Genomic DNA, 20,763 nt, shown 5'->3' on the forward strand with positions numbered 1-20,763 from the left:
TTATTATCACTTCACATGTTTGCAACATACAAGGTTTAATGATGTACTTTATGTCTTTAACTTCTTAAATCATAACTCTAATTATTTTTAATATTTTGCAGAAAGTCTAATAATTAACGCTTCTCTTAGCTACTGCTAACGCAGCTTCTTTGAATACTTCGCTAAGAGTAGGATGAGCATGGCAAGTACGAGCTATATCTTCTGCAGCAGCATGAAATTCCATCGCTACAGCAGCTTCAGCAATTAAAGTACCAGCTTCAGGGCCAATAATATGAACTCCTAGTATTAAATCAGTCTTAGCATGAGCTAAAATTTTAACCATTCCAGTAACATCATTATATATAACCTTAGCTCTACTATTAGCTAAAAATGGAAATTTTCCAACAACATATTGAATACCAAGCTCTTTAAGCTGCTCCTCAGTATATCCTACAGATGCAACTTCTGGGAAAGTATAAATAACACTTGGCATAACATTATAATTAACATGCCCAGCCTGACCAGTCATATTTTCTACTGCTGCTATAGCTTCTTCTTCAGCTTTATGCGCTAACATTGGCCCTTTAATGACATCACCAATTGCATAAATATTCTTTATATTAGTTGTAAATTTCTCATCTACTTCAATAGTACTATGCTGTTTGTCAAGCTTTATACCAATATTTTCTAAACCTAAATTTCTAACGTAAGGCTTTCTACCGACTGAGATTAATACTACATCAACATTAATTTTTTCTTCTTGCATATTATCACCATTAACTGATTGTAGTATAACATCAACTGTTTGATTTCTCACTACAGCTGATATAATTTTAGTGTTAAATTTAAATTTCATGCCCTGTTTTAATAGTGCTTGTTGTGTTAGTTTTCCAAGTTCATTGTCCATTGCTGAAGCTATTCTATCACTACGCTCAACTACTGTTACATCTGCTCCTAGCCTGCGCCATACTGAACCTAGCTCTAAGCCAATATATCCTCCACCAATTACTAACATTTTTTTAGGAACAGATTTAATACTAAGAGCTCCAGTAGAAGAAACTATATATTCTTCATCAATTTCAATACCTGGCAAAGTAGTAATTTCTGATCCGGTTGCAATCAATATGTTTTTAGCATGAATATTAGTAATGCTAGTATTAGATCCAGAGCTAGTTTGAACAGAAATTTCATGACTGTTAATAATTTTTCCAGTACCAATAAAATGACTAACTTTATTCTTTTTAAACAATCCACTAATACCATTTCCTAACTCTTGTACTCTTTTGTTTTTACTATTCAACATAGTAGCTAGATTTAATTTTGTTGCCCCTACATTGATGCCTAAATCATCAAAACCTGCTTTAATATCTTCATATTTTTTAGACGCATGAAGCAGAAATTTAGAAGGAATACATCCTACATTCAAACAAGTTCCTCCTAAAGTATTCCTATTATCAACACATGCAACCTTCATGCCTAATTGAGCTCCTCTAATTGCTCCTGTGTATCCTCCTGGTCCTCCGCCAATCACTACTAAATCAAAACTTTCTGGCATTTTGTCCTCTTTTATTTAATAAAAACAAATCAATATCAACAGTACCTTAAATTACCGATAGTAATATAAAAAGTCTAGTATAAATATAGCATTAAAGATCCTTAATGCTTAATGATTCGGGATTCTTGAATGCAATAAACGCAATAATATCAAATTTTTCACTAATTGGAGACTGATCCTCCATTAAAAAATGCAATAATTTTTTATGCACCCCTAACTGACGCTGATTAAATTTTGCTGCTTCCCCCATATTACCTAATTCCTTCATTAAATCTAAACAGCTTTTATACTCCACTTCTATTGTTTCAATATCAACAATTACAGTAAAACCAGCTAACTGAAATAACTTTACTACATCCTCAATTCGTATAAATGGAGAAATATGCGGAGTATGCGGTAGCTGTAAAATAGATTCTGCTTCTATCAACTTTTTTCTTAAAACACTAAGAGTATTTTCACCAAATAAGCATCCAATAAAAGCGCCGTTACCAGTTAAAACTTGTAGCACTTGCTTTAAAAATATCGGAAAATCATTTAACCAGTGCATATTTAATAATGAGGCAACCAAATCAAAACTCTCATTCAAAAACGGAATATTAGCATCATCAGCAACTACTTTCATTATATCATTATCATGAATTTGGTTTATAAGATTTTCTGCTATTTCTAAAGCGATAATATTACTTTTATTATATAGCTTCTTAAGCTTACTAGTTAAAATTCCATTTCTTGCTCCTAAATCCAAAATATTACTAAACTGTTGATTTATTCGACTAAGTCGGCACACTATATCGTCTACACAGAAGTTGAGTAAAAAATTACAGCTATGTATTTCATTAGCAACTTTTATATTACGTTGCATCCTATATGCTTCACGATTAAAAATATAATTCATAGTCTGTTTTAATATTTAGCTAACTAAAGAAATATCTTGCAAGATAATACAGTATATGTATAATCATGATATATGATAGAGAATCAATACAACTGAAACAATATTAGTTATTGATAACTGCATAATATTTAAGTATATTTTTAAGTATTACTAATATTATAAGGAATTATCTTTATGAGTAAAGAAGCAACAGAACTCAAAGAAAATATGGATCAAGCAATGGAGTCTGCATCGCAAAATTCAAGTATTTCAGCTGAACAAAGATCACAACTTGAAAAAGAAAAAAAGGAACTGCAAGGCCAAATTGGCGATATCACTGGAAAAGATGAACAAACCCAACAAACTACAATGAATAAATTAAAAGAATGGATGTTAAAGATAAAGAATTTTATTACAAGTGATGAATTTTCAAAGCTAGTAGATAGCGCAGTAAAATTTGTACAAACTGCAGTCAAGGTTTCCACAGAAATGATGCAGGCCTTTACAGGCATGAAAGATAAAGGAATAATGGGTGTAGCTGCAGGCATACAAACTGTTACTAGTGGATTTCAAAATATAACACAAGGGGTGAGCAATATGATTGAAGCTGGAGAAGCAGCAGTAAAACACTTTTCTTCTCCTGGAGATAAAATAAAAGAAGCTTTAGGAGCAGAAGGATTAGCTAAACTTCAAGCTGCTAGCGCTGGATTACAAAATAATGCTAGTATAGCATCATCTTCAGCTAGTGTATCAACTCCAACAGCAGCACGCCCACAACAGAAAGACTCTATAGCAAGATAACAAGTATTCTAACGCTAGAATAGAATACTTTTAAGCGTGTTAGCGAAGAAAAAAGAAAAAAACATAGATATAAGAAAAAATTAAGTTTAAAGTTAGAATAACTTGCAACTCAATTAATCTAGTAAATATGTTTAATCTTTACGAAGATTAAATAAATTAAGTATAAAGGATACTTTTGCTTACCCAAAGCTATAGTAGAATAATACATATGCCTTAGCGCTTGTTTCTGTTTTCTTCGCTAACATTTGTTAGACCTTCTATATCGCTTTTAAGATTGTAAATATCGTTGTAATAAACCTGATCAAACCTGATCATTGATTTTATTAGCTATTCTGATTATTCTTGTCTCCTCATTTCGAACCTCAATTGTCGTAAAATATTTGCTACTTTCACCATCATCATGGTATAACTAGCATCCTTAATAATTTTTAAATTAGCCTCTTTACGTAACTCACTTTCATTTGCTACTTCATTAATTAAACTCCTAATTCTAGTAGGCCCAATATGCTTTTGCGGCACTGTACTGATATCGTCAACTCTATTTGATAAGCCTAATTTAGCGAAAAATGCATTAATTATTTCTTTTACTATTTCATGAATCATTTCAACTTCTCGAATAACAACCTTTTTGCCATTACTTAATGTTATGCATTTTGGGTTTAAATTTACTGCTTTATCACCTAAACCAGTTCCATCTTCTCTAAATCTTCTTGTAGTAACCAATATGTGCGCATGCCAGTTTTTATCTCCTCTATGAGGCTTATGAATGTCTATCTGTACTCCAAGACCATTTTGCACCCATTCCATTGCATCAACTATTTCATGTGTAATCTTTATTCTATCTTCTAAATTTAGCTCCTTATCGTCTGGCAACGCTATTACGATATCATTCAACAACTGGCTGTTTCTTCTTTTTTCAGTCTGTTCCACCTCATTCATTAATGTTTGAATATTCTTGAATTTTTGATTTACATAAGCTGGTATCAGTACTGTATGATATACGTTATCTTTCTTACGAGAGAAGTTATACCTTATATTTGTCTGCTCATTTTTAACAATAGTTCTTGCATTATACGCTGTCTTACAACAACTATCTCCTCCTTTACTTCTACTTAAAAATTCAATCCTTGCAAACTGTATAGCCATCTCAACACCAATTCTCACCTGAGTTTTAAGTTAGCATGGTTTTTTTGATTTTGCTAGCACAAACTTCTTTTTTTTAACACTCAATCGGCTAATGAGTGCTCATTTTTTAGCAGTAAACTTTCAAGTTTACATATTGCGTATAAGCTTATTCTTTAATGAAGCTTCTAACCTGAATTCACGTTTTTTTGACTATAATTATTTGATGTTGGTTTGGCAGGTGCGGTTTTTTTCTTTACTGGAATTTTATTTTGATATATTCTTGCCTGATTTTTTTATCTTTCTGAATTACTGACATGGCAAATCTTATGCAGCAAAAAATTACTCTTCAGCAAAAAAAGGCTAAGCTAATCATGGATGAGGTTAACCTCAAAATTAAAGAACGTAAAATGCGCACTCGACGTTTTATCGAAATGGGTGGATTAGTTGCTAAGGCTAAGCTTGATCACTTATCAGCAAACACTTTATTTGGTGCGATTGGTTTCACTAAAAGAAACTTTAACACAACATCCAAATGTTCAGAATCATTGGACTACAATCGGTAAAGATATTTTTGATAAAGAACAGCAAAATAAAGCTGCTGTGATTTTAAAATTTTCCTCTGAACCAGACGAAAACACTAAGCACCACATTCGCCTTCATGGCTTAAAATGGAACAGTTTTCGTCAAGAATGGTGCGGCAATGTTAAGGACATTGAGGCCTTAAAGAATGGCCTTCTCAATGTTCAGTATAAACTTGAGCTTGTGTCTTAGATAATAGTTCAAACTATATGCGCAGCTAGCAATATCACTACTGATAGAAAATATAGAGTAAGAATTTTAGAATAACATAACTGATGGTAATAATAAAAAAAAAATAAAGAATTTTGATGAAATCTCTGATAGTATTAAAAATAAGGCTGTAAAAAAGAAAATTTGTAACAGCGCATTTGATTTAGCAATTATCACAGCTAATCAAAAATTTAAAGGGGAATTTTTTAAATCATATGAAATATATGACAGTATTATTAATACAGTTACATCTATTGCATCAAAATAATCTGCTCATATAACACTATTTAATTCAGGATAAAGATATGCTAGCAAACAAATATTTTAGTAAAGGGAATTCATTTTTTCAGTTAAGAAAATATCAAAAAGCAATAAAGAATTTTGATATAGCTATTAAGTATCAACCAGATGATGCAGAAGCTTATTTTAATAAAGGAATTGCTTTAAAGGAATTAGGACAGCATCAAGAAGCAATAAGGAATTTTGGTACTGCTTATTCGATACAGACCAGATGATGCAGAAGCTTATGTTAATAAAGGAAATGCTTTAAAAAAGCTGGAAAAGCTACTAGAAGCTATAGAAAATTATGATCAAGCTATTAAGAAGTATCGACAAGATTCTTCAAATGCTTCCAATAATAAAGGAACTGCTTTATATATACTAGAACAATATCAAGATGCAATAGAGAATTTTGATTTAGCTATTAAGTATAAACCAGATTTTTCAGACGCTTACAATAATAAAGGAATTGCTTTGAATGAATTGGGGCGACATCAAGAAGCAATGGAAAGTTATAACCTGGCTATCAAATATGATTCTGATAATGTGTATGCATACAAGTTAGCAAATGAACTTGCAAAAAAAATTAAAAAAAGCAATCTCCGCATCATAACTGATTAATTTTTAGAATCAAGGCACATAGAATCAGATGTTCATAAGCTAAGAATGTTTTATTACTCTAGATTAATTATAGACTATATCAAAAAGTATTCCTTGTATGATAAAAATAAGTGAAATTGCAATAAAATAAAAGATTATAGCAATAGCACAAAAGAAAGCTAGTATACAGTAGTGTTCCTAAGGCTAATAGCCTGAATTTTTAGATAAGTAACTAGCTTTTTTAACTAAAAACCGGACGGTATTCTTAGGCAAAAAAGCCTGTATTTACAAGTTTGGTTTTGAGATATTTAACATAAAATTTGGTGATTATGAATAGTATAGTTGTAGGAATTGACATTTCTAAAGAGACATTTGATGCAGCTGTGTTAATTAATAATAAAGTTCAAACAAGAAAATTTAATAATAGTTCTGAAGGGTTTAACAAATTAGTAACATGGTTAAAAAGCAGAGGAAGTGGACATGTTTGTATGGAAGCAACAGGTATCTACTGGAAAAACTTGGCTAAATATCTGTACGATTATGGTTATAAAGTGAGCGTAGTAAATCCTGCACGTATTAAAGGTTTTGCAATGAGTAAACTTAGTCGTACAAAAACAGATAAAGCAGACAGTGTATTAATAATAGCAGATTTTTGCAAAGCAATGAAACCGGAAGTATGGTATCCACAGCCCATTTATATTCAAGAACTACAGCAGCTAGTTAATCACTTGAATGTTTTAATTAAGCATAAAACACAAGAAACAAATAGATTAGAAGGAGCTTCTAAAGCAATTGCTAATAATATTCAAATGCATATTAAATTTCTTGAAACGCAAATTAAAGAAATTGAACAACTAATCAATGACCATATTAAAAATAACAAAGATCTTCATAATAAAGCTATGTTACTTGAATCAATACCAGGTATAGGAGCAAAAACACAAGCTATAGTTCTGGCTTTTTTAGCAGATATTGAGAAATTTAGTTCTGCTAAACAAGTTGTAGCTTTTGTAGGTCTTAATCCTAAGCATCGTCAATCTGGTAGTTCTGTGCGTGGCGCTAGTAGAATCTCTAGAACTGGTAATTCAGATCTACGTAAGTCTTTTTATATGCCTGCTATGTCTGCCTTAAGACATAATTGTATTATCAAGCATTTTTCTCAACGTTTATCTAACACTGGTAAACCCAAAATGCTTATCCTTACTGCTGCTATGCGTAAGTTACTACATATTATTTATGGCGTTTTGAAGCATAATTCTCCTTTTAATCTTAATGTTTCAATCCAGCAAAAATAATAATTTTATAAAAACTTACATCTTTTTTATAAAATTATTATTTCTTTTCTTGATTTTTAACACTATATCTAGTGTCTCTTATACAACAAAAAATATCGTTTATAAGAAGCGCTTTATAGTTTTAATTTACTAGGTTAGTAGCTAGTAATGCAATCTTTGATTTAAAAATTGCATTAAATCTTAAGCTTTTTAGATTGAATAGATTCAATAATAACTTATTATGTTAATAAAATGGTTTAATGATGTTAAGCAAAAATAAAATAGAGCTATCCAGCAGTAAAAACAAACCTGGCAACCAGTACTTTCATCCAAAGAACAAGGTAAAAAGCTATGGTTGCTAAACAATTAAAAGTTACATTTGATAGAAGCAATAATATATATAATATGTATATTTTTATAAATTTACAAAATTTTAAAGTTATTTTGATATGACAAGCTCACCAAAATTTAATATAAAAATCAATAATGAACGGAATAAGTTACTATCTACTTCTAGTCAGGCTACTCTAGCAGACAGATATCTACTTAAAGGTGAAACATTCCAAGATTTATGCGTAAGGATAGCAAGTTATTACGCTGATAATAAATCCCACGCTCAAAGATTGTACGACTATATGAGCCAACATTGGTTTTTACCAGCCACTCCTATATTAAGCAATGGAGGTACTAATAGAGGATTGGCAATATCTTGTTTTGTAAATGAAGTAGAAGATAGCCTTCATGGAATAGTTAATACATGGATTGAAAATGTTTGGTTAGCATCACGTGGTGGTGGTATTGGAAGCTACTGGGGTAATGTTCGATCTATTAATGAAAAAATTGGCGAAAACGGATATAGTTCTGGAATTATCCCATTTATCAAAGTTCAAGATACTATGACTCTTGCTATTTCACAAGGATCTTTAAGACGCGGCAGTGCTGCAGTTTATCTGCCAGTTTCTCATCCAGAAATAGAAGAGTTTATTGATATCAGAAGACACACAGGTGGAGATTCTAATCGTAAGTCATTAAATATTCACCACGGGATAGTAATCTCTGATCAATTTATGCATGCTGTTGAAAAAAATGAGTCATGGAATTTAATTAGCCCTTATGATAATAGAATCATTAATACAGTTAAAGCTAGAGATTTATGGGTTAAACTTTTAACAACTAGAATTGAAACTGGAGAGCCTTATATTCTATTCATTGATACAGTCAATAAATCTTTACCTGAGCATCATCAAAAATTAGGATTAAAGGTAAAAACCTCTAATTTATGTAGTGAGATAACTCTACCAACTGGCCGTGATTATACAAATAACATTAGGACAGCAGTATGCTGCCTATCATCATTAAACCTAGAATATTTTGAACTATGGCAAAGTAATGAACATTTTATACCAGACATTATAAAATTTTTAGACAATGTACTTGAGGATTTTATTAATAAGGCTCCAAATACAATGTCTAATGCTAAATATTCTGCTATGCATGAACGTAGTATAGGGCTTGGAGTAATGGGATTTCATTCACTGTTACAAGCTAATAATATACCCATCGCTTCTGTAATGGCTAAAGTCTGGAATAAAAAAATATTTGAGCATATAAAATTACAGACAGATAACATGTCTGTAGTGCTAGCTAAGGAGCGTGGAGCATGTATTGATGCTCAAAAATGCAATATACAGGAAAGATTTAGCTATAAAACAGCAATAGCCCCTACAGCTTCAATCTCAATAATAGCTAATAATGCTTCACCAGGCATTGAACCATACGCTGCTAACAGTTTTACTCAGAAAACTTTAACTGGATCATTTTCAATCAAAAATAAGAATTTGGAAAAATTACTTGAGTCTAAAGGACTAAATAATGACCAAGTTTGGTCTTCAATCGCAACTCATGAAGGCTCAGTGCAACATTTAACTTTTTTATCTGATCATGAAAAAGAAGTATATAAAACTGCTTATGAAATTGATCAGCGTTGGTTGATCGAATTAGCAGCTGATCGCACACAATATATTTCACAATCTCAATCACTTAATATATTTCTACCAGGTAATTGTAGTAAACAATTATTACATGATATACATTTTGATGCCTGGAAAAAAAACATAAAAAGTTTATATTATTGTAGATCTACTTCTATTCAGCGTGCAGAAAAGGTTTCACATGTGGTTACTACAATTGATGAATTAGCAAAATTAACAGATAAAGAACAGCTAGCAACAAGTAATAACGACGATGAATGCTTGGCATGCCAGTAATTATAATTTAGGAAAGAGAACAATGTCACTACTTAATGCACGACCAATTTACAAGCCATTTTCATACCCTTGGGCATATAAAGCATGGCACACTCAGCAAAAAATTCACTGGCTACCAGAAGAAGTTCCATTAGCTGATGATATCAAGGATTGGAAATATAACTTAACTCCAGGAGAAAAGCATCTACTAACACAAATCTTTCGATTTTTTACTCAAGCAGACATAGAGGTGAACAATTGTTATATGAAGCACTATGCTAGAGTATTTCAACCAACTGAAGTACAAATGATGCTATCTGCTTTTTCAAATATGGAAACTATTCATATAGCTGCATATTCACATCTGTTAGATACTATTGGCATGCCTGAAACAGAATATCAGGCATTTATGAAATATAAAGCAATGAAGGATAAATATGATTACATGCAACGGTTTAATGTTGATAATAAAGAAGAAATTGCTACGACTTTAGCGGTTTTTGGAGCTTTCACAGAAGGTGTTCAACTATTTGCTTCATTTGCTATTTTACTAAATTTTCCAAGATATAACAAAATGAAAGGAATGGGCCAAATTATTACATGGTCAGTTAGAGATGAAACATTACACACTAATTCTATTATTACGTTATTTAAAACCTTTATTCAAGAATATCCTGAAGTTTGGACAGAACAGTTAAAAAGTAGAATTTATGAGGCATGCTGTACTATTATTCATTTCGAAGATGCGTTTATTGATTTAGCTTTTGAAGTTGGTGGAGTTGAGGGGTTAGAGGCTAGAGATGTCAAAAAATATATTCGTTATATAGCTGACAGACGGTTATTACAACTTGGGTTAAAAGAAAATTATCTAATTGAACAAAACCCTTTAACATGGCTTGATCAAATCCTAAATGGAGTAGAACATACCAATTTCTTTGAAAATAGAGTTACTGAATATACTAGAAGTGCTACTACTGGATCATGGGATGAAGTATTTGCTAAGATAGATAATAATAATCTGCCTACAGGATAAGTACTGTTATAGCTAACATTCAATATTATTAGCACATTATTTGTTTTTATATAGCTGTACACTATATTCAGTCTTTGGGAACGTAATATGTAATAACATGATCTATAGGCAAAGTTGGTCTTCTAAGGCAGATAGTATCAGTATGAAGATTTATATAGGTTTGGCATAAAAATTTTTTTCAACCTATTTTCAACCTTTTGAACAAAAATTTGATGGTAATTTGTAAAAAAATTATTGTCTAAAACACCTACTATAGCTGTATTTTTGGAGATGAAAAATGCGACCTGTAGTATTCGATTTTTTTAACTAATAGTTGTAATATTTTTAAAAAAAATAGTAACAATAATGACACAATATTTTATAACTTTATTGGAAATATCATTCCGCCAGAATGGAGAAAGCTAAGTGGAGATAATGGAAAAGCATTAAGCAAAACATCTAAACAGCTTTTATCATTTATAGTATTTAGACTACATATCTATTACAACAAAGATATAGATGAATTACAGGAAAGTTATCATAAGCTGAATGTTGGTCAAAGAAGAGTTAGGCAATGCTTAGTAGAATTAAGAGATGCAGGTTTTATTGAAATTGAAAATAGGACAATCATTAAAGACAATGTTAAGTTACGTAATGTCCCTTGCATAAAAATTCTGAAAAATTTTCAGCACTATAGTGAAAAAGGAAAAGAAGAAAATATAGCATTACCAGAAAAAAAATTTCATCCCAACCTGAAAGAAATTTCAGGTCAACCTGAAACTTTTTTTCAGGGACATATATAGATATATAAAAAAATCTAAAATATCTAGATCTACTGAAGGTGAGTTAGTAGAGAATAAAAAAAATGAAAATGAAGAACAAAATTTTCAAAATGTTGATGATTTTGAAAATGATATACAAACTTCAACCAAAAATTGCAATCAAGACATTGAATCACTAATAACAAAGATTCTCAAGTCTTCGAATGGTAAAAAAGAATGGTTCAAAAGGTACAGGCTAGAAAAGTTTTACCCACTAACACCAGAAGATGCAGTTGCACTGCAACACAAGTCTGATAGAGCTTTTAACATATACTTTATCAACAAATTACTTAAAGCTAGCAGATCAATATTCGAATTATCATTTTGGCTGTAAGGCATCAGTTCTAAACTATATAGCAAAAGTGTTAGCAAATGAATTAAGCATTTTCACCTATTTTACCGTTAAATAATGCAGAGCTATTAATTTCAGATTCTATAGAAAGAATTCGAGTAGAGATTTGCTGAGATGACATTTCTAAAGAAAAGAAGCCAACTGATGGTACATTATCTTTAGTATTTTTTTGAGTAAGAAAATATTTACAAGCATTTATTGCTAAGTTAACTCCTAAAGCAGTTTTACCCATTGATGGCCTGCCAGCTAATATTATTAGGTCAGAATTTTTAAATCCTCAAAGCTTTGAATCGAGATCCAGTAGTCCACTACTAATACCGTTAATAGAGTTTTTATTTTTAATAGCAGATGAAATTGATGTCCATGATTCTTCAATTGAAGTTTGTAATTTTATAAATCCTTGACTTAAAGTTCCTCTTGAAGCTAGATCATATAATTGAGATTCAGCAGTTTCGATCTGACTTATAGCTGAATCTGCTAAAGTAGAAGAATATGCATTTGTTACTATTTTTTCTCTAATTTCAATTAAATAACGCCGCAGTGCGAGATCATATACTATTTTGCCGTACTCATTAACATTAACTATACTTAATGCTAAGTTGTAAGTTTAACTAGATAATCCACTCCACCTATTTCCTCAAATGCGAGTTCATTGCCTAGCATATTTTTGAGCGAAATTACAGTAGCACTAATTCCTTTACTAATAATGAGATTAATTGACTTATATATTTTACCATGTAATGGTTCATAAAAATGTTCAGGCAGTAAAAATTCGTTAATGTTATATAGCGCACGATTGTTAATCAGAATTGCTCCAAGTATCATTTGCTCTGCCTGAATATTACTTGGAGCAATCTTTGCAAGATCTTTTTCCATATCACTCTTTAAATTTTATTACAATTACTAAACTTAACTAACTCAAAAGAAAATCCCTGAGCTTTAAAAGCATATTCAAGACCTTGCATACAGTTGTTTCTAATGCAACTATCAGCAAATCCTGTTTTAGCTTTGACTTGAGAATATTTGTTATTATTGATTCAATGCCTTGATTACAATTTTTAGTTAAAATCTGTGCATCATTTTCAAAATCATCAACATTTTGAAAATTTTGTTCTTCATTTTCATTTTTTTTTATTCTCTACTAACTCACCTTCAGTAGATCTAGATATTTTAGATTTTTTTTATATATCTATATATGTCCCTGAAAAAAGTTTCAGGTTGACCTGAAATTTCTTTCATTGTTGGAGCGAAATTTTTTTCTGATAAGGCTATATTTTCTTCTTTTCCTTTTTCACTATAGTGCTGAAAATTTTTTAGAAGTTTTATGTAAGGTACATTACGTAACTTAACATTGTCTTTAATTATTGTCATATTTTCAACTTCAATAAAACCTGCATCCTGCCTTAGAAGACCGATTTTTGCCTATAGATCATGTTATTACATATTATTTATTGTGTCTTGAAGAATAATTCTCCTTTTAATCTTAATGTTTCAATCCATCAGAAATAATAATTTTATAAAAACTTACATCTTTTTTATAAAATTATTATTTCTTTTCTTGATTCTTATCACGGTATTTAATATTAAGAGATATAGTTGGTGCGTCAAGAAAAGGTGAATTAATCTTACTGGTGAAAGTCCAGTTATGGAAGGAGAAGCTAGATCCACCATATAGCGAGTCTTGTGCTGCTGAAGGTAACGACAGTAGTAAAGCGTAGACAGTGAAACATTCGAGCCGAAACCAAATGGTGAACGTGATAGCCCTGAAAGTGAGATGTAGTGGAAGCCGATATGTTCTAGCACATAGTAGGCAAAAGAAGATTGGAGGTCAAACTAGTAAAAATCCAAAAATTTTCAACCACCGGGGTCGCAGGCGTCAGCGAGTTTGTAAAGATTAATGACACAACTTGAGAAGTCCTTATAACTCTTACGTAATTAAGTAAGTATTCAAAGTACAAGTGGTGAAACATAAGGCTTTGGAGATGGTGTAAGGATGGCTGAGTTAGCCATAGTAGTGATGAAATCTAGTAATGTGGGTGGAGCGAAGGGTTAACAGAAAAGTAAGAACGTAAGAGGGAAACAATCATGTACCTTTCATGTTTAAGATGATTTAACTAACTAGAAGAAATAAGTTAGATTAAGAGCTATTATGAGCTTTATAAGCTTTATAAAATCTGCTATGTAGTTTATTCTCGTTTGAGTTGATACATGAATTTAACTGTAGCTGTATTAATATTATTTGTCAATATGACAATAATATCTTGATGTTAATTGCGGAAATATAACGTAAATTTATGTCTAATATTTGGCTAGTTGAAGTGCTAATTTTTAATCCAGCAACTTGAATTTATAGTTGATAAGCTTAGAGTAACCTTCAATTGATAACGTCGCTTAAAAATATTTTTTATTTTTACAAAAGTATTTGCTATTCAATAAAAACCATACTACAGACTATAAGTTTAAGCTAATTTTAAAAATTAATAAGTTATTATTTAATTACTTCAATTTTAAATTAATGAAGGGTGATAAATATGCCAGTAAAAGTATTTAAATTTACACAAGCAGCATTAAATAAAATAAAAGTACCAACCAAAGAAGAAAAAATAATCAAGTTTAGAGATATAACACAAAGGAACTTACTGTTTATAATATCATATACTGGATTTAGAAGACTATATTTATGAATAAACATTAATGGCATGTATTATAAAAAATAAAAATAGGAGATTTTCCAGATCTAACGGTAGCAGAAGCTAGAAAAAAGATACAGCAGTTAAAAAGTGATATTGCTAAAGGAATAAATCCAATGGATGAAAGACGGAAGATAAATAAAGAAAGAAGAGAAAAAAGAGAGAAGAGGCTTAAATTAAAGAATGAACTAACATTCGGACAGGTGCATGTAAAATATACTGAATATAGTAGTCTTTATCATAAAAGTTGGAAAATAATGGCTCAAAGAGTAAAGAGATATCTAGAATCTTTATACAATACAAAGATATCTGAGATTACCAAAGAAGATATTCAGAAGCTTTTTGACGAAAAAACAGCAAAGAAACACTATGTAACAGCAAACAGTATTCTAAAACTGTTAAGCCCTATATTTAATAAGGCTATAGAGTGGGGATTATTAGAAAAGAATCCTGTATGTGGAATAAAAAGGCACAAGCAAGAATCAAGATCTAGATATGTAACAAATGAAGAAATGAGAAGACTTATGGCCGTGCTAAAAGAAAAGGGAAATAGTCAATTAACAGAATCGCAAAAGCGAGCAGAACGATCAGGAAAAATTTTTACATTTATAAGTTTATTCACTGCAGCACGTAAAAGTAATGTATCAGGAATGAGATGGGACGAGATAAGCCTTAGCGAAAAAATATGGTGTATACCAAAAACTAAGAGTAAAAATGGTAAAACTCTATATATAGGGTTAGCTGATAAATTAATAGAAGTATTGCAAACCAGAAAACTATGCTCAAAAAGTGAATGGGTATTGCCAAGTTCAGCAGACAATAGTAAACACATATCAAGTTCAACAATGCATCGAGCATGGGCTAAGATTCGAAAAAAAGCCGGAATACAGAATGTAACAATACATGATCTTAGAAGAACGTTTGCAACTTGGATGAAAAATAATGGTGAAACACTAGATACAATATCTCAAATATTAGGACATAGTAATACTAATATAACTAAAATTTATACTATACATAGTTTAGATAAGGCAACAATTGCTACAAATAAAGTTGTCGAAAATATGCTGAGTATATTCGGTACCAATGTTTGTTTGAACGAGATACTATCTGGAATAGTGCCATAATTAAGTTGCGGAGAAGAAAAATTGACAACAACTTAGCTAAGTAGTTACTCTACATTAGATTTTGTAAATTTTTGAAAATCGCAGTAGCAGAATGAGAAATCTCATGCTACAATTGAGGCTGAAGGTAATTATACAAAATCAAAAATTATGTTGGGCATTATCGAGGCCGTTGAAGTATATGGGTTTGAGCATTGACGAATGGGGAGTAGTGCTAGCTGGAGTAGCTCCAGGAATTGTACTACTAAACAGCAGGCATGCTAAATTAGGCCTAGCCTTTATGGTTGGAGGAATTGCTCTATGTTATTGCTTTAAGAAAATTAAGAAGGTATCTGAGAATTTTTTGCTAAAAAGTTTTTTAGTAGCTAAAGGTTTATTGCCAGCTCCATTAGGATATCCAAGGCTTTTGGGCAAAAAAGTTGGCAAGTAATGAATCATCTCTTTAAGTAAAATGCTATACAAGAGCTGGTTAAATATAATAAATGCTTACTTTCAGTAACTATATTGCTAGCTGCAGCTAATATAATTGCGATAATGGCTGCAATTACCAAAGAAGAAAAGTGGTTATTAATTCCAGCAATGGAGCCTGATCGTAAAATGATGGTTTCATCAAAAAATTACCATGAAACCTATTTAAAGGAATGGGCAATTTATGTAACGAAACTCTTATTTACTACTTCTCCAAATGAGGTAGAAAGACAAATAGCAGACATGAAAGTTGCATCTAGTAATACTGAATCTTTAAATAAATTTTTTCATGATCACTTGCAATTTGTTAAAGGCTCAAATGTGTCTTCAGTCTTTTTTCCGAAGAAGGTTGAAGTGATAAAGGATGGAGTATTAATTAGTGGAACGCTTCGTTATTGGTTTAGCGATAGTAAACATATAGCTGTCGATAAGACTTACCTTTTGACTTACAAGCGAAGTCCTAATTACCTTTTGTTGTTAACTGGCGTTAAAGAGAATGGAATAAAAAAATGAGTATTAGAATTTTGAGGTTTATGATAGGGTTTATTGCTTTAGTCAAGTTTAGTGATGTATATGCGGTAGAATATGAGTTAGAAGTTGATAATTTGCTGAAGCTTGAGATTTCTGATAGTGGGCCAACAAGAATTAATCTTAAAGATGAAAAAATCAATGATATTTTTATGTATCCTCAAAATGCAGCCGAAGTTGTAGTTCATGAGTCTGGATGTTTGTTTATTGCTCCACGAGAAGAAGAAAAGAAGCTTTATTTAACAGTAATAGGAGAACACAAAACAATTCAAGATTTAATGTTAACTTTTACTCCAAAAACTCCAAGCCATGTAACGCTTATTAATGCTGCTACAGAAGAAGCTGAAAAGGATAATTCAAAAGGAAAAATAAAATTAGCTTAAAATGCTAGTTTTTACTTTAAAGCTTGTTAAGCTCAGCATCAAGCATATTAAAACTGCTTCAAAGTAAAATTTCATTATGGAGATATTATTGAAAACAAGGCGGAAGGCTGGTTGATAGGTGAAGATGGACGTTCTGGAATTAAAGGAATCGTGGTAGATAAATCGTCTAACATAGCAAGCATGGCTGCATTAAATGGAGTATTTAGCAATATTGCTAAGTTTCTACAAGCTAAGGCTATTAAACCTGATATGCTACCAACTTTAAACCTAGTAGCTGGAGGTCATCAACAACAAGAGTTTCAGATTGGAGATGCGCTTCAGTCTGGAGCTTACTCTGGAGCTAGTAATGCTTTTGATAAGCTAGCTGATTTTGCTATAAAACAAGCTGATTCTATGAGCCCAGTCGTTCTTATTGCGTCAGGTAGAGTCATCGATGTTGTATTTAAAAAAGGTTTTGACTTACGTGAGCACAAGAAGAAGCCACATAATTTAACTTATTCACAATCAACTAACAATGAAAAAGTTAATTTGCATAATAAATTCGACCAATCACAAAAGTTAGAGGAGCATTTATAATGAAGTTTTTATTATTGCTATTGGGCTGTATGAGCCTAACAAGCTTCTTTTTCGAAAGTAATTTTGATTGTAAAATTCCTAAAGGGCAAAAATGTAAGTCTTTATATGAAATAAAGAAAATGGCTGCTCAAGGAGTTTTTGACCCTGATAATGTTGAGAAAGTTGAAACATCAAAAATTAAATCAAAAAGGCGTTGTGTTCTATACTGTAAGCGATCTAAAGCAGTTCAAGGTGTAGCTGTTGTTAACACTTCACCTAAAAAACCAAAAATGAGTGATATTGCAACTTAAAAATGATTTATGTGATAATATAGGTTAAATTACTATATCTCTGTACTTTACAAACACTTCAATGCCTGATACTAATGCTTCTGGTAGACTTATATGTCTTTGTCCTAAGCCAGGGATTCCAATACCTGTACCTGGTATATTCCGGTAGGATTTTGGGAGCCAGTACGCCTTGTAGATGTTACAAAGTCGCCAATGTGTATGGTAAGTCTTGGAGGTTTGTCATTTGGAAGTGCTACTCAAAAAGGCATGAAAGATGAGGCTGAAGGAAGTGCTTTTTATCACATTCATTGGTATGTCTATCCTGTGATTTATTGGCTGGAAATTTTGCTTGATTTTATTTGTCTGGAAATGGCTGCAGTCGATATAGCATATTTAACAGAGTTTGATCCATTATGGAGTGATGACGCTAAATCTGCGATTTTAAATCCAGAAACGCTGTTGTTTCAAAATGTAGCTGCTTATCAAGCATGTATAGCTGATTGCATGAGTTGCAGCGCTGGTTTATTAGCAAGTGATTATGCTTTTTGGTGTGCTGAATGTCAAGGAATGCTTTACCCTTTTACTGGAACAGCTGCGGCGCATAATGGTGGAGTTGGAACATCTGTATTAATGGTAAGTAAGTTTATGGCTAGAATGCATAGGCAACTGATGTTATGGGGATATTATGGTTATAAAGGCTTATGTGGCAAGTATCCCATGCCTATTATGAAGAAAAGTCAGTATCGACTACAAATGACTTATCCGATTCCAGAAACCAGATCCTGCAAGAGCATAGGCCAAACAGAAGCTACATGGCAGGCTGGAAGAGAATTTCCAGTTAATGGTGAAGATTTTGGTTACTTGATTTGGCGAAAAAGAGATTACTGTTTGCTTTGATAAGGGTTAGAGAGGAATATGGTTATAAGAGTAATGATGTTGATAGTTTTATTATTTGTTAATAATGCTAATGCTTTTTTTTTGAACCAGCTATCTTTACATCCAAATGTTCAGAATCATTGGACTATAATCGGTAAAGATATTTTTGATAAAGAACAGCAAAATAAAGCTGCTGTGATTTTAAAATTTTCCTCTGAACCAGATGAAAACACTAAGCGCTACATTCGCCTTCATGGCTTAAAATGGAATAGCTTTCATCAAGAATGGTGCGGCCATGTTAAGGACATTGAGGCCAAAGAATAGGTTTCTCAATGTTTAGTATAGTATAGAACTTGTAGTGTGATATAAAGCATCTAATAGAAGTAGCATACAACACATCAAAAGTAAGATTTCGTGTTGTATATTCATTATTATTTTACACTATTTTTTAAATTTAATACTTCTTGTATTGATAAATCCGTATATTCAGCAATTGTCTCAACTGATAATTCAGATTTCAATAATTTTATTGCAAAATCTTTTTTTGCTTCAGCTTTACCTTCAGCTTTACCTTCAGCTTTACCTTCAGCTTTACCTTCAGCTTTACCTTTAGCCTCACCGAGCTTTATGCCTTTAGCCTCACCGAGCTTTATACCTTCAGCTTTAGCGCGTTCAAGTTTATAATCTTCTACTGCTTTATTATCCCATATACGCTTTAACTCTTGTTCATAGGTTATTAGTTCGTCTTCGCTCCAATTAAACTGATCTAATGCCTCATACGCTCTTTTGATTATTAAATCTTCACCTATTATTTTATGATATCCATCTAATGTTGTTTCTTTTGCATGTTTAAAAAAATAGCACCACTTCTCTGTTATATCACTTAACTCTTCCACTCTATTTTTTTTAAATTTTGGTAATTCTATAAAGGTAAATGAAAAGTCCTTTAGATCATGCTCATATGTCTTTTTATCCAATATTACATGCCTTGATATATAGTCTTCTTTGTTTGGAAACAATTTATAATCTGCTATAGCTATAAATATAACTTCCTTTAGGTCTGAGTATTTTCCTTCCTTTCCTCTATTTGGTTGCCTACCATATGCTTTTGCTGCATAATACTGCGCTCTTTTTTCAAATCCTTGTGTAGGATCTACTTGCATTTCTATTATATATTGCGCTCCGTTTTTATCTTTACACAAAACATCTACTATTGATTCTTTTTTGGACGCTATATCAGCGTCTAATATCGTACCTAAAAACTCTACTTCTGTTATTTCTCTATTCCCTTCAAACAATAATATATCGTTCAGAAAATGTATTAGTATGTCCTTGTTTTTTTCTGATCCAAATATCTTTTTAAATGCTACATCATTCTTTGGATCTAAAAATCTTGATAAATGCATATATTTTTCATATTTTCTATTCTTTTTAAATTATACAACAAAATAACTTACATGAACATTCTCTTATTGAATTTTAATTTCTGCAATTCACTACATTAACCCCCTATTAAACTTTAGTTTATTAGGTAGCATAAAGCTCACAGTATTTATTTAGCTCTATAGCAATCTCTGGTAATTTAAGGTATTCAGCAAGAGGTATAAATTCTTGCTGCGTTTCTAGTATGATTTCTTGTCTTCTTTTGGCTGGCTTTATGAATATAGTTTTAATATTATCCAATCTGTCCAATAGTTTGATTAGTAATAGCTCTACTTTATCTTGATTCACTAATGTTTTAATCATTTTCATGGAACTGGTTTTCTTACCACATATGTTTCTTATAAGAGCTAGAACTTGCTCGGCAATGTTATTATTAAATTCCATTGCTATCTTTTCTTTGGTTAGTTTTGTATCCTCAATTACATCGTGTAATATTGCAGTAATAATTATATCAGTTTTAAAGGTGTGGTCTGATACCATGTGGGCTACTTCTAATGGATGTGTGTAGTATAGTTCTCCTGTATCTCGCTTTTGATTGCTATGATATTTTTTTGCATAAAATATAGCTTTTTTTACTTTATCAAGATCAATGTGTTTATTAAAACTATGATTAATCAAGTCCAGCTTATCAAGTAGTTTATTGATATGTTCACAATTTAAAAATGCCAACATTATTTCCTCCATCTCCATTAATAATTC

General features: G+C 31.4%; 18 protein-coding genes and 5 pseudogenes. 16 read left to right on the forward strand and 7 right to left on the reverse strand.

Annotation, left to right across the window (positions count from 1 at the left end; genetic code table 11):
- Window positions 1-106: 106 nt before the first annotated feature.
- Window positions 107-1,534, reverse strand: coding sequence for a dihydrolipoyl dehydrogenase (gene lpdA / locus OTBS_RS00100; RefSeq protein WP_011944240.1), 1,428 nt, complete (start codon window positions 1,532-1,534; stop codon window positions 107-109).
- Between the two features lie 91 nt (window positions 1,535-1,625).
- A complete protein-coding gene (locus OTBS_RS00105) occupies window positions 1,626-2,429 on the reverse strand; it encodes a methyltransferase domain-containing protein (RefSeq protein WP_011944241.1) in 804 nt (267 codons plus the stop codon).
- A gap of 174 nt (window positions 2,430-2,603) precedes the next feature.
- Here OTBS_RS00105 and tsa22 point away from each other — a divergent pair, with 174 nt between their 5' ends.
- Complete coding sequence (tsa22, locus tag OTBS_RS00110; RefSeq protein WP_011944242.1) at window positions 2,604-3,209, forward strand: major outer membrane protein TSA22; 606 nt, start codon at window positions 2,604-2,606, stop codon at window positions 3,207-3,209.
- Window positions 3,210-3,402: 193 nt separating this feature from the next.
- Here tsa22 and OTBS_RS00115 read toward each other — a convergent pair.
- A pseudogene (locus OTBS_RS00115) lies at window positions 3,403-4,355 on the reverse strand (MobA/MobL family protein); the annotation flags it as partial.
- A gap of 293 nt (window positions 4,356-4,648) precedes the next feature.
- Between OTBS_RS00115 and OTBS_RS00120 the strand changes: the two are divergent.
- From OTBS_RS00120 to OTBS_RS00140, 6 genes and pseudogenes are all read left to right on the forward strand, one after another.
- A pseudogene (locus tag OTBS_RS00120) lies at window positions 4,649-5,105 on the forward strand (conjugal transfer protein TraD).
- Window positions 5,106-5,428: 323 nt separating this feature from the next.
- Entirely contained in the window at window positions 5,429-5,638 is a 210-nt protein-coding gene (locus OTBS_RS00125; RefSeq protein WP_050897477.1) for a tetratricopeptide repeat protein, read from the forward strand.
- The gene (locus tag OTBS_RS10050; protein ID WP_050897478.1) at window positions 5,607-6,023 is read left to right on the forward strand and encodes a tetratricopeptide repeat protein; all 417 of its coding nucleotides are present in this window, start codon (window positions 5,607-5,609) and stop codon (window positions 6,021-6,023) included. Before OTBS_RS00125 ends, OTBS_RS10050 begins: the two co-directional genes overlap by 32 nt.
- Window positions 6,024-6,325: 302 nt before the next feature.
- Window positions 6,326-7,297 carry an IS110 family transposase gene (locus OTBS_RS00130; protein WP_080571772.1) on the forward strand — a complete coding sequence of 324 codons (972 nt, stop codon included), beginning with the start codon at window positions 6,326-6,328 and terminating at the stop codon, window positions 7,295-7,297.
- 428 nt (window positions 7,298-7,725) lie between these two features.
- Window positions 7,726-9,543 carry a ribonucleoside-diphosphate reductase subunit alpha gene (locus OTBS_RS00135; protein WP_011944244.1) on the forward strand — a complete coding sequence of 606 codons (1,818 nt, stop codon included), beginning with the start codon at window positions 7,726-7,728 and terminating at the stop codon, window positions 9,541-9,543.
- 22 nt (window positions 9,544-9,565) lie between these two features.
- Window positions 9,566-10,555, forward strand: coding sequence for a ribonucleotide-diphosphate reductase subunit beta (locus tag OTBS_RS00140; protein ID WP_011944245.1), 990 nt, complete (start codon window positions 9,566-9,568; stop codon window positions 10,553-10,555).
- A 1,186-nt stretch (window positions 10,556-11,741) separates the two neighbouring features.
- On the opposite strand, the pseudogene OTBS_RS00150 reads toward OTBS_RS00140, so the two are convergent.
- Window positions 11,742-12,583, reverse strand: a pseudogene (locus OTBS_RS00150) (DnaB-like helicase N-terminal domain-containing protein); the annotation flags it as partial.
- 294 nt (window positions 12,584-12,877) lie between these two features.
- Window positions 12,878-13,078 carry a hypothetical protein gene (locus OTBS_RS00155; protein ID WP_041621045.1) on the reverse strand — a complete coding sequence of 67 codons (201 nt, stop codon included), beginning with the start codon at window positions 13,076-13,078 and terminating at the stop codon, window positions 12,878-12,880.
- 1,160 nt (window positions 13,079-14,238) lie between these two features.
- On the opposite strand from OTBS_RS00155, the gene OTBS_RS15600 reads away from it, so the two are divergent.
- The 9 genes and pseudogenes from OTBS_RS15600 to OTBS_RS00195 all read left to right on the forward strand — a co-directional run.
- Window positions 14,239-14,391: a hypothetical protein gene (locus OTBS_RS15600; RefSeq protein WP_232488819.1), complete on the forward strand. Its 153-nt coding sequence runs from the start codon at window positions 14,239-14,241 to the stop codon at window positions 14,389-14,391.
- 122 nt (window positions 14,392-14,513) lie between these two features.
- Window positions 14,514-15,524 (forward strand): tyrosine-type recombinase/integrase, encoded by a 1,011-nt coding sequence (locus OTBS_RS15610; RefSeq protein WP_050897479.1) that lies wholly within the window; start codon window positions 14,514-14,516, stop codon window positions 15,522-15,524.
- Window positions 15,525-15,615: 91 nt separating this feature from the next.
- A complete protein-coding gene (locus tag OTBS_RS00165; RefSeq protein WP_011944246.1) occupies window positions 15,616-15,951 on the forward strand; it encodes a hypothetical protein in 336 nt (111 codons plus the stop codon).
- Window positions 15,952-15,977: 26 nt separating this feature from the next.
- Window positions 15,978-16,502 carry a type IV conjugative transfer system protein TraE gene (locus OTBS_RS00170; RefSeq protein WP_232489023.1) on the forward strand — a complete coding sequence of 175 codons (525 nt, stop codon included), beginning with the start codon at window positions 15,978-15,980 and terminating at the stop codon, window positions 16,500-16,502.
- A complete protein-coding gene (locus OTBS_RS00175) occupies window positions 16,499-16,900 on the forward strand; it encodes a hypothetical protein (RefSeq protein ID WP_011944247.1) in 402 nt (133 codons plus the stop codon). Before OTBS_RS00170 ends, OTBS_RS00175 begins: the two co-directional genes overlap by 4 nt.
- 111 nt (window positions 16,901-17,011) lie before the next feature.
- Window positions 17,012-17,476 carry a TrbI/VirB10 family protein gene (locus OTBS_RS00180; RefSeq protein WP_011944248.1) on the forward strand — a complete coding sequence of 155 codons (465 nt, stop codon included), beginning with the start codon at window positions 17,012-17,014 and terminating at the stop codon, window positions 17,474-17,476.
- Window positions 17,476-17,766, forward strand: a complete 291-nt coding sequence (locus tag OTBS_RS00185; RefSeq protein WP_011944249.1) for a hypothetical protein — start codon at window positions 17,476-17,478, stop codon at window positions 17,764-17,766. Before OTBS_RS00180 ends, OTBS_RS00185 begins: the two co-directional genes overlap by 1 nt.
- Before the next feature lie 52 nt (window positions 17,767-17,818).
- Window positions 17,819-18,642: pseudogene (locus OTBS_RS00190) on the forward strand (TraU family protein); the annotation flags it as partial.
- A 90-nt stretch (window positions 18,643-18,732) separates the two neighbouring features.
- Window positions 18,733-18,961 (forward strand): annotated as a pseudogene (locus tag OTBS_RS00195) (conjugal transfer protein TraD); the annotation flags it as partial.
- 91 nt (window positions 18,962-19,052) lie between these two features.
- Here OTBS_RS00195 and OTBS_RS00200 read toward each other — a convergent pair.
- Both OTBS_RS00200 and OTBS_RS00205 read right to left on the reverse strand, forming a co-directional pair.
- Window positions 19,053-20,027 (reverse strand): Rpn family recombination-promoting nuclease/putative transposase, encoded by a 975-nt coding sequence (locus OTBS_RS00200; RefSeq protein WP_011944250.1) that lies wholly within the window; start codon window positions 20,025-20,027, stop codon window positions 19,053-19,055.
- A 121-nt stretch (window positions 20,028-20,148) separates the two neighbouring features.
- Window positions 20,149-20,736 (reverse strand): HD domain-containing protein, encoded by a 588-nt coding sequence (locus OTBS_RS00205; protein WP_041621046.1) that lies wholly within the window; start codon window positions 20,734-20,736, stop codon window positions 20,149-20,151.
- Window positions 20,737-20,763 lie beyond the last annotated feature (27 nt).

Origin of the sequence: Orientia tsutsugamushi str. Boryong, assembly GCF_000063545.1 — a bacterium.
Taxonomy (GTDB): domain Bacteria; phylum Pseudomonadota; class Alphaproteobacteria; order Rickettsiales; family Rickettsiaceae; genus Orientia; species Orientia tsutsugamushi_C.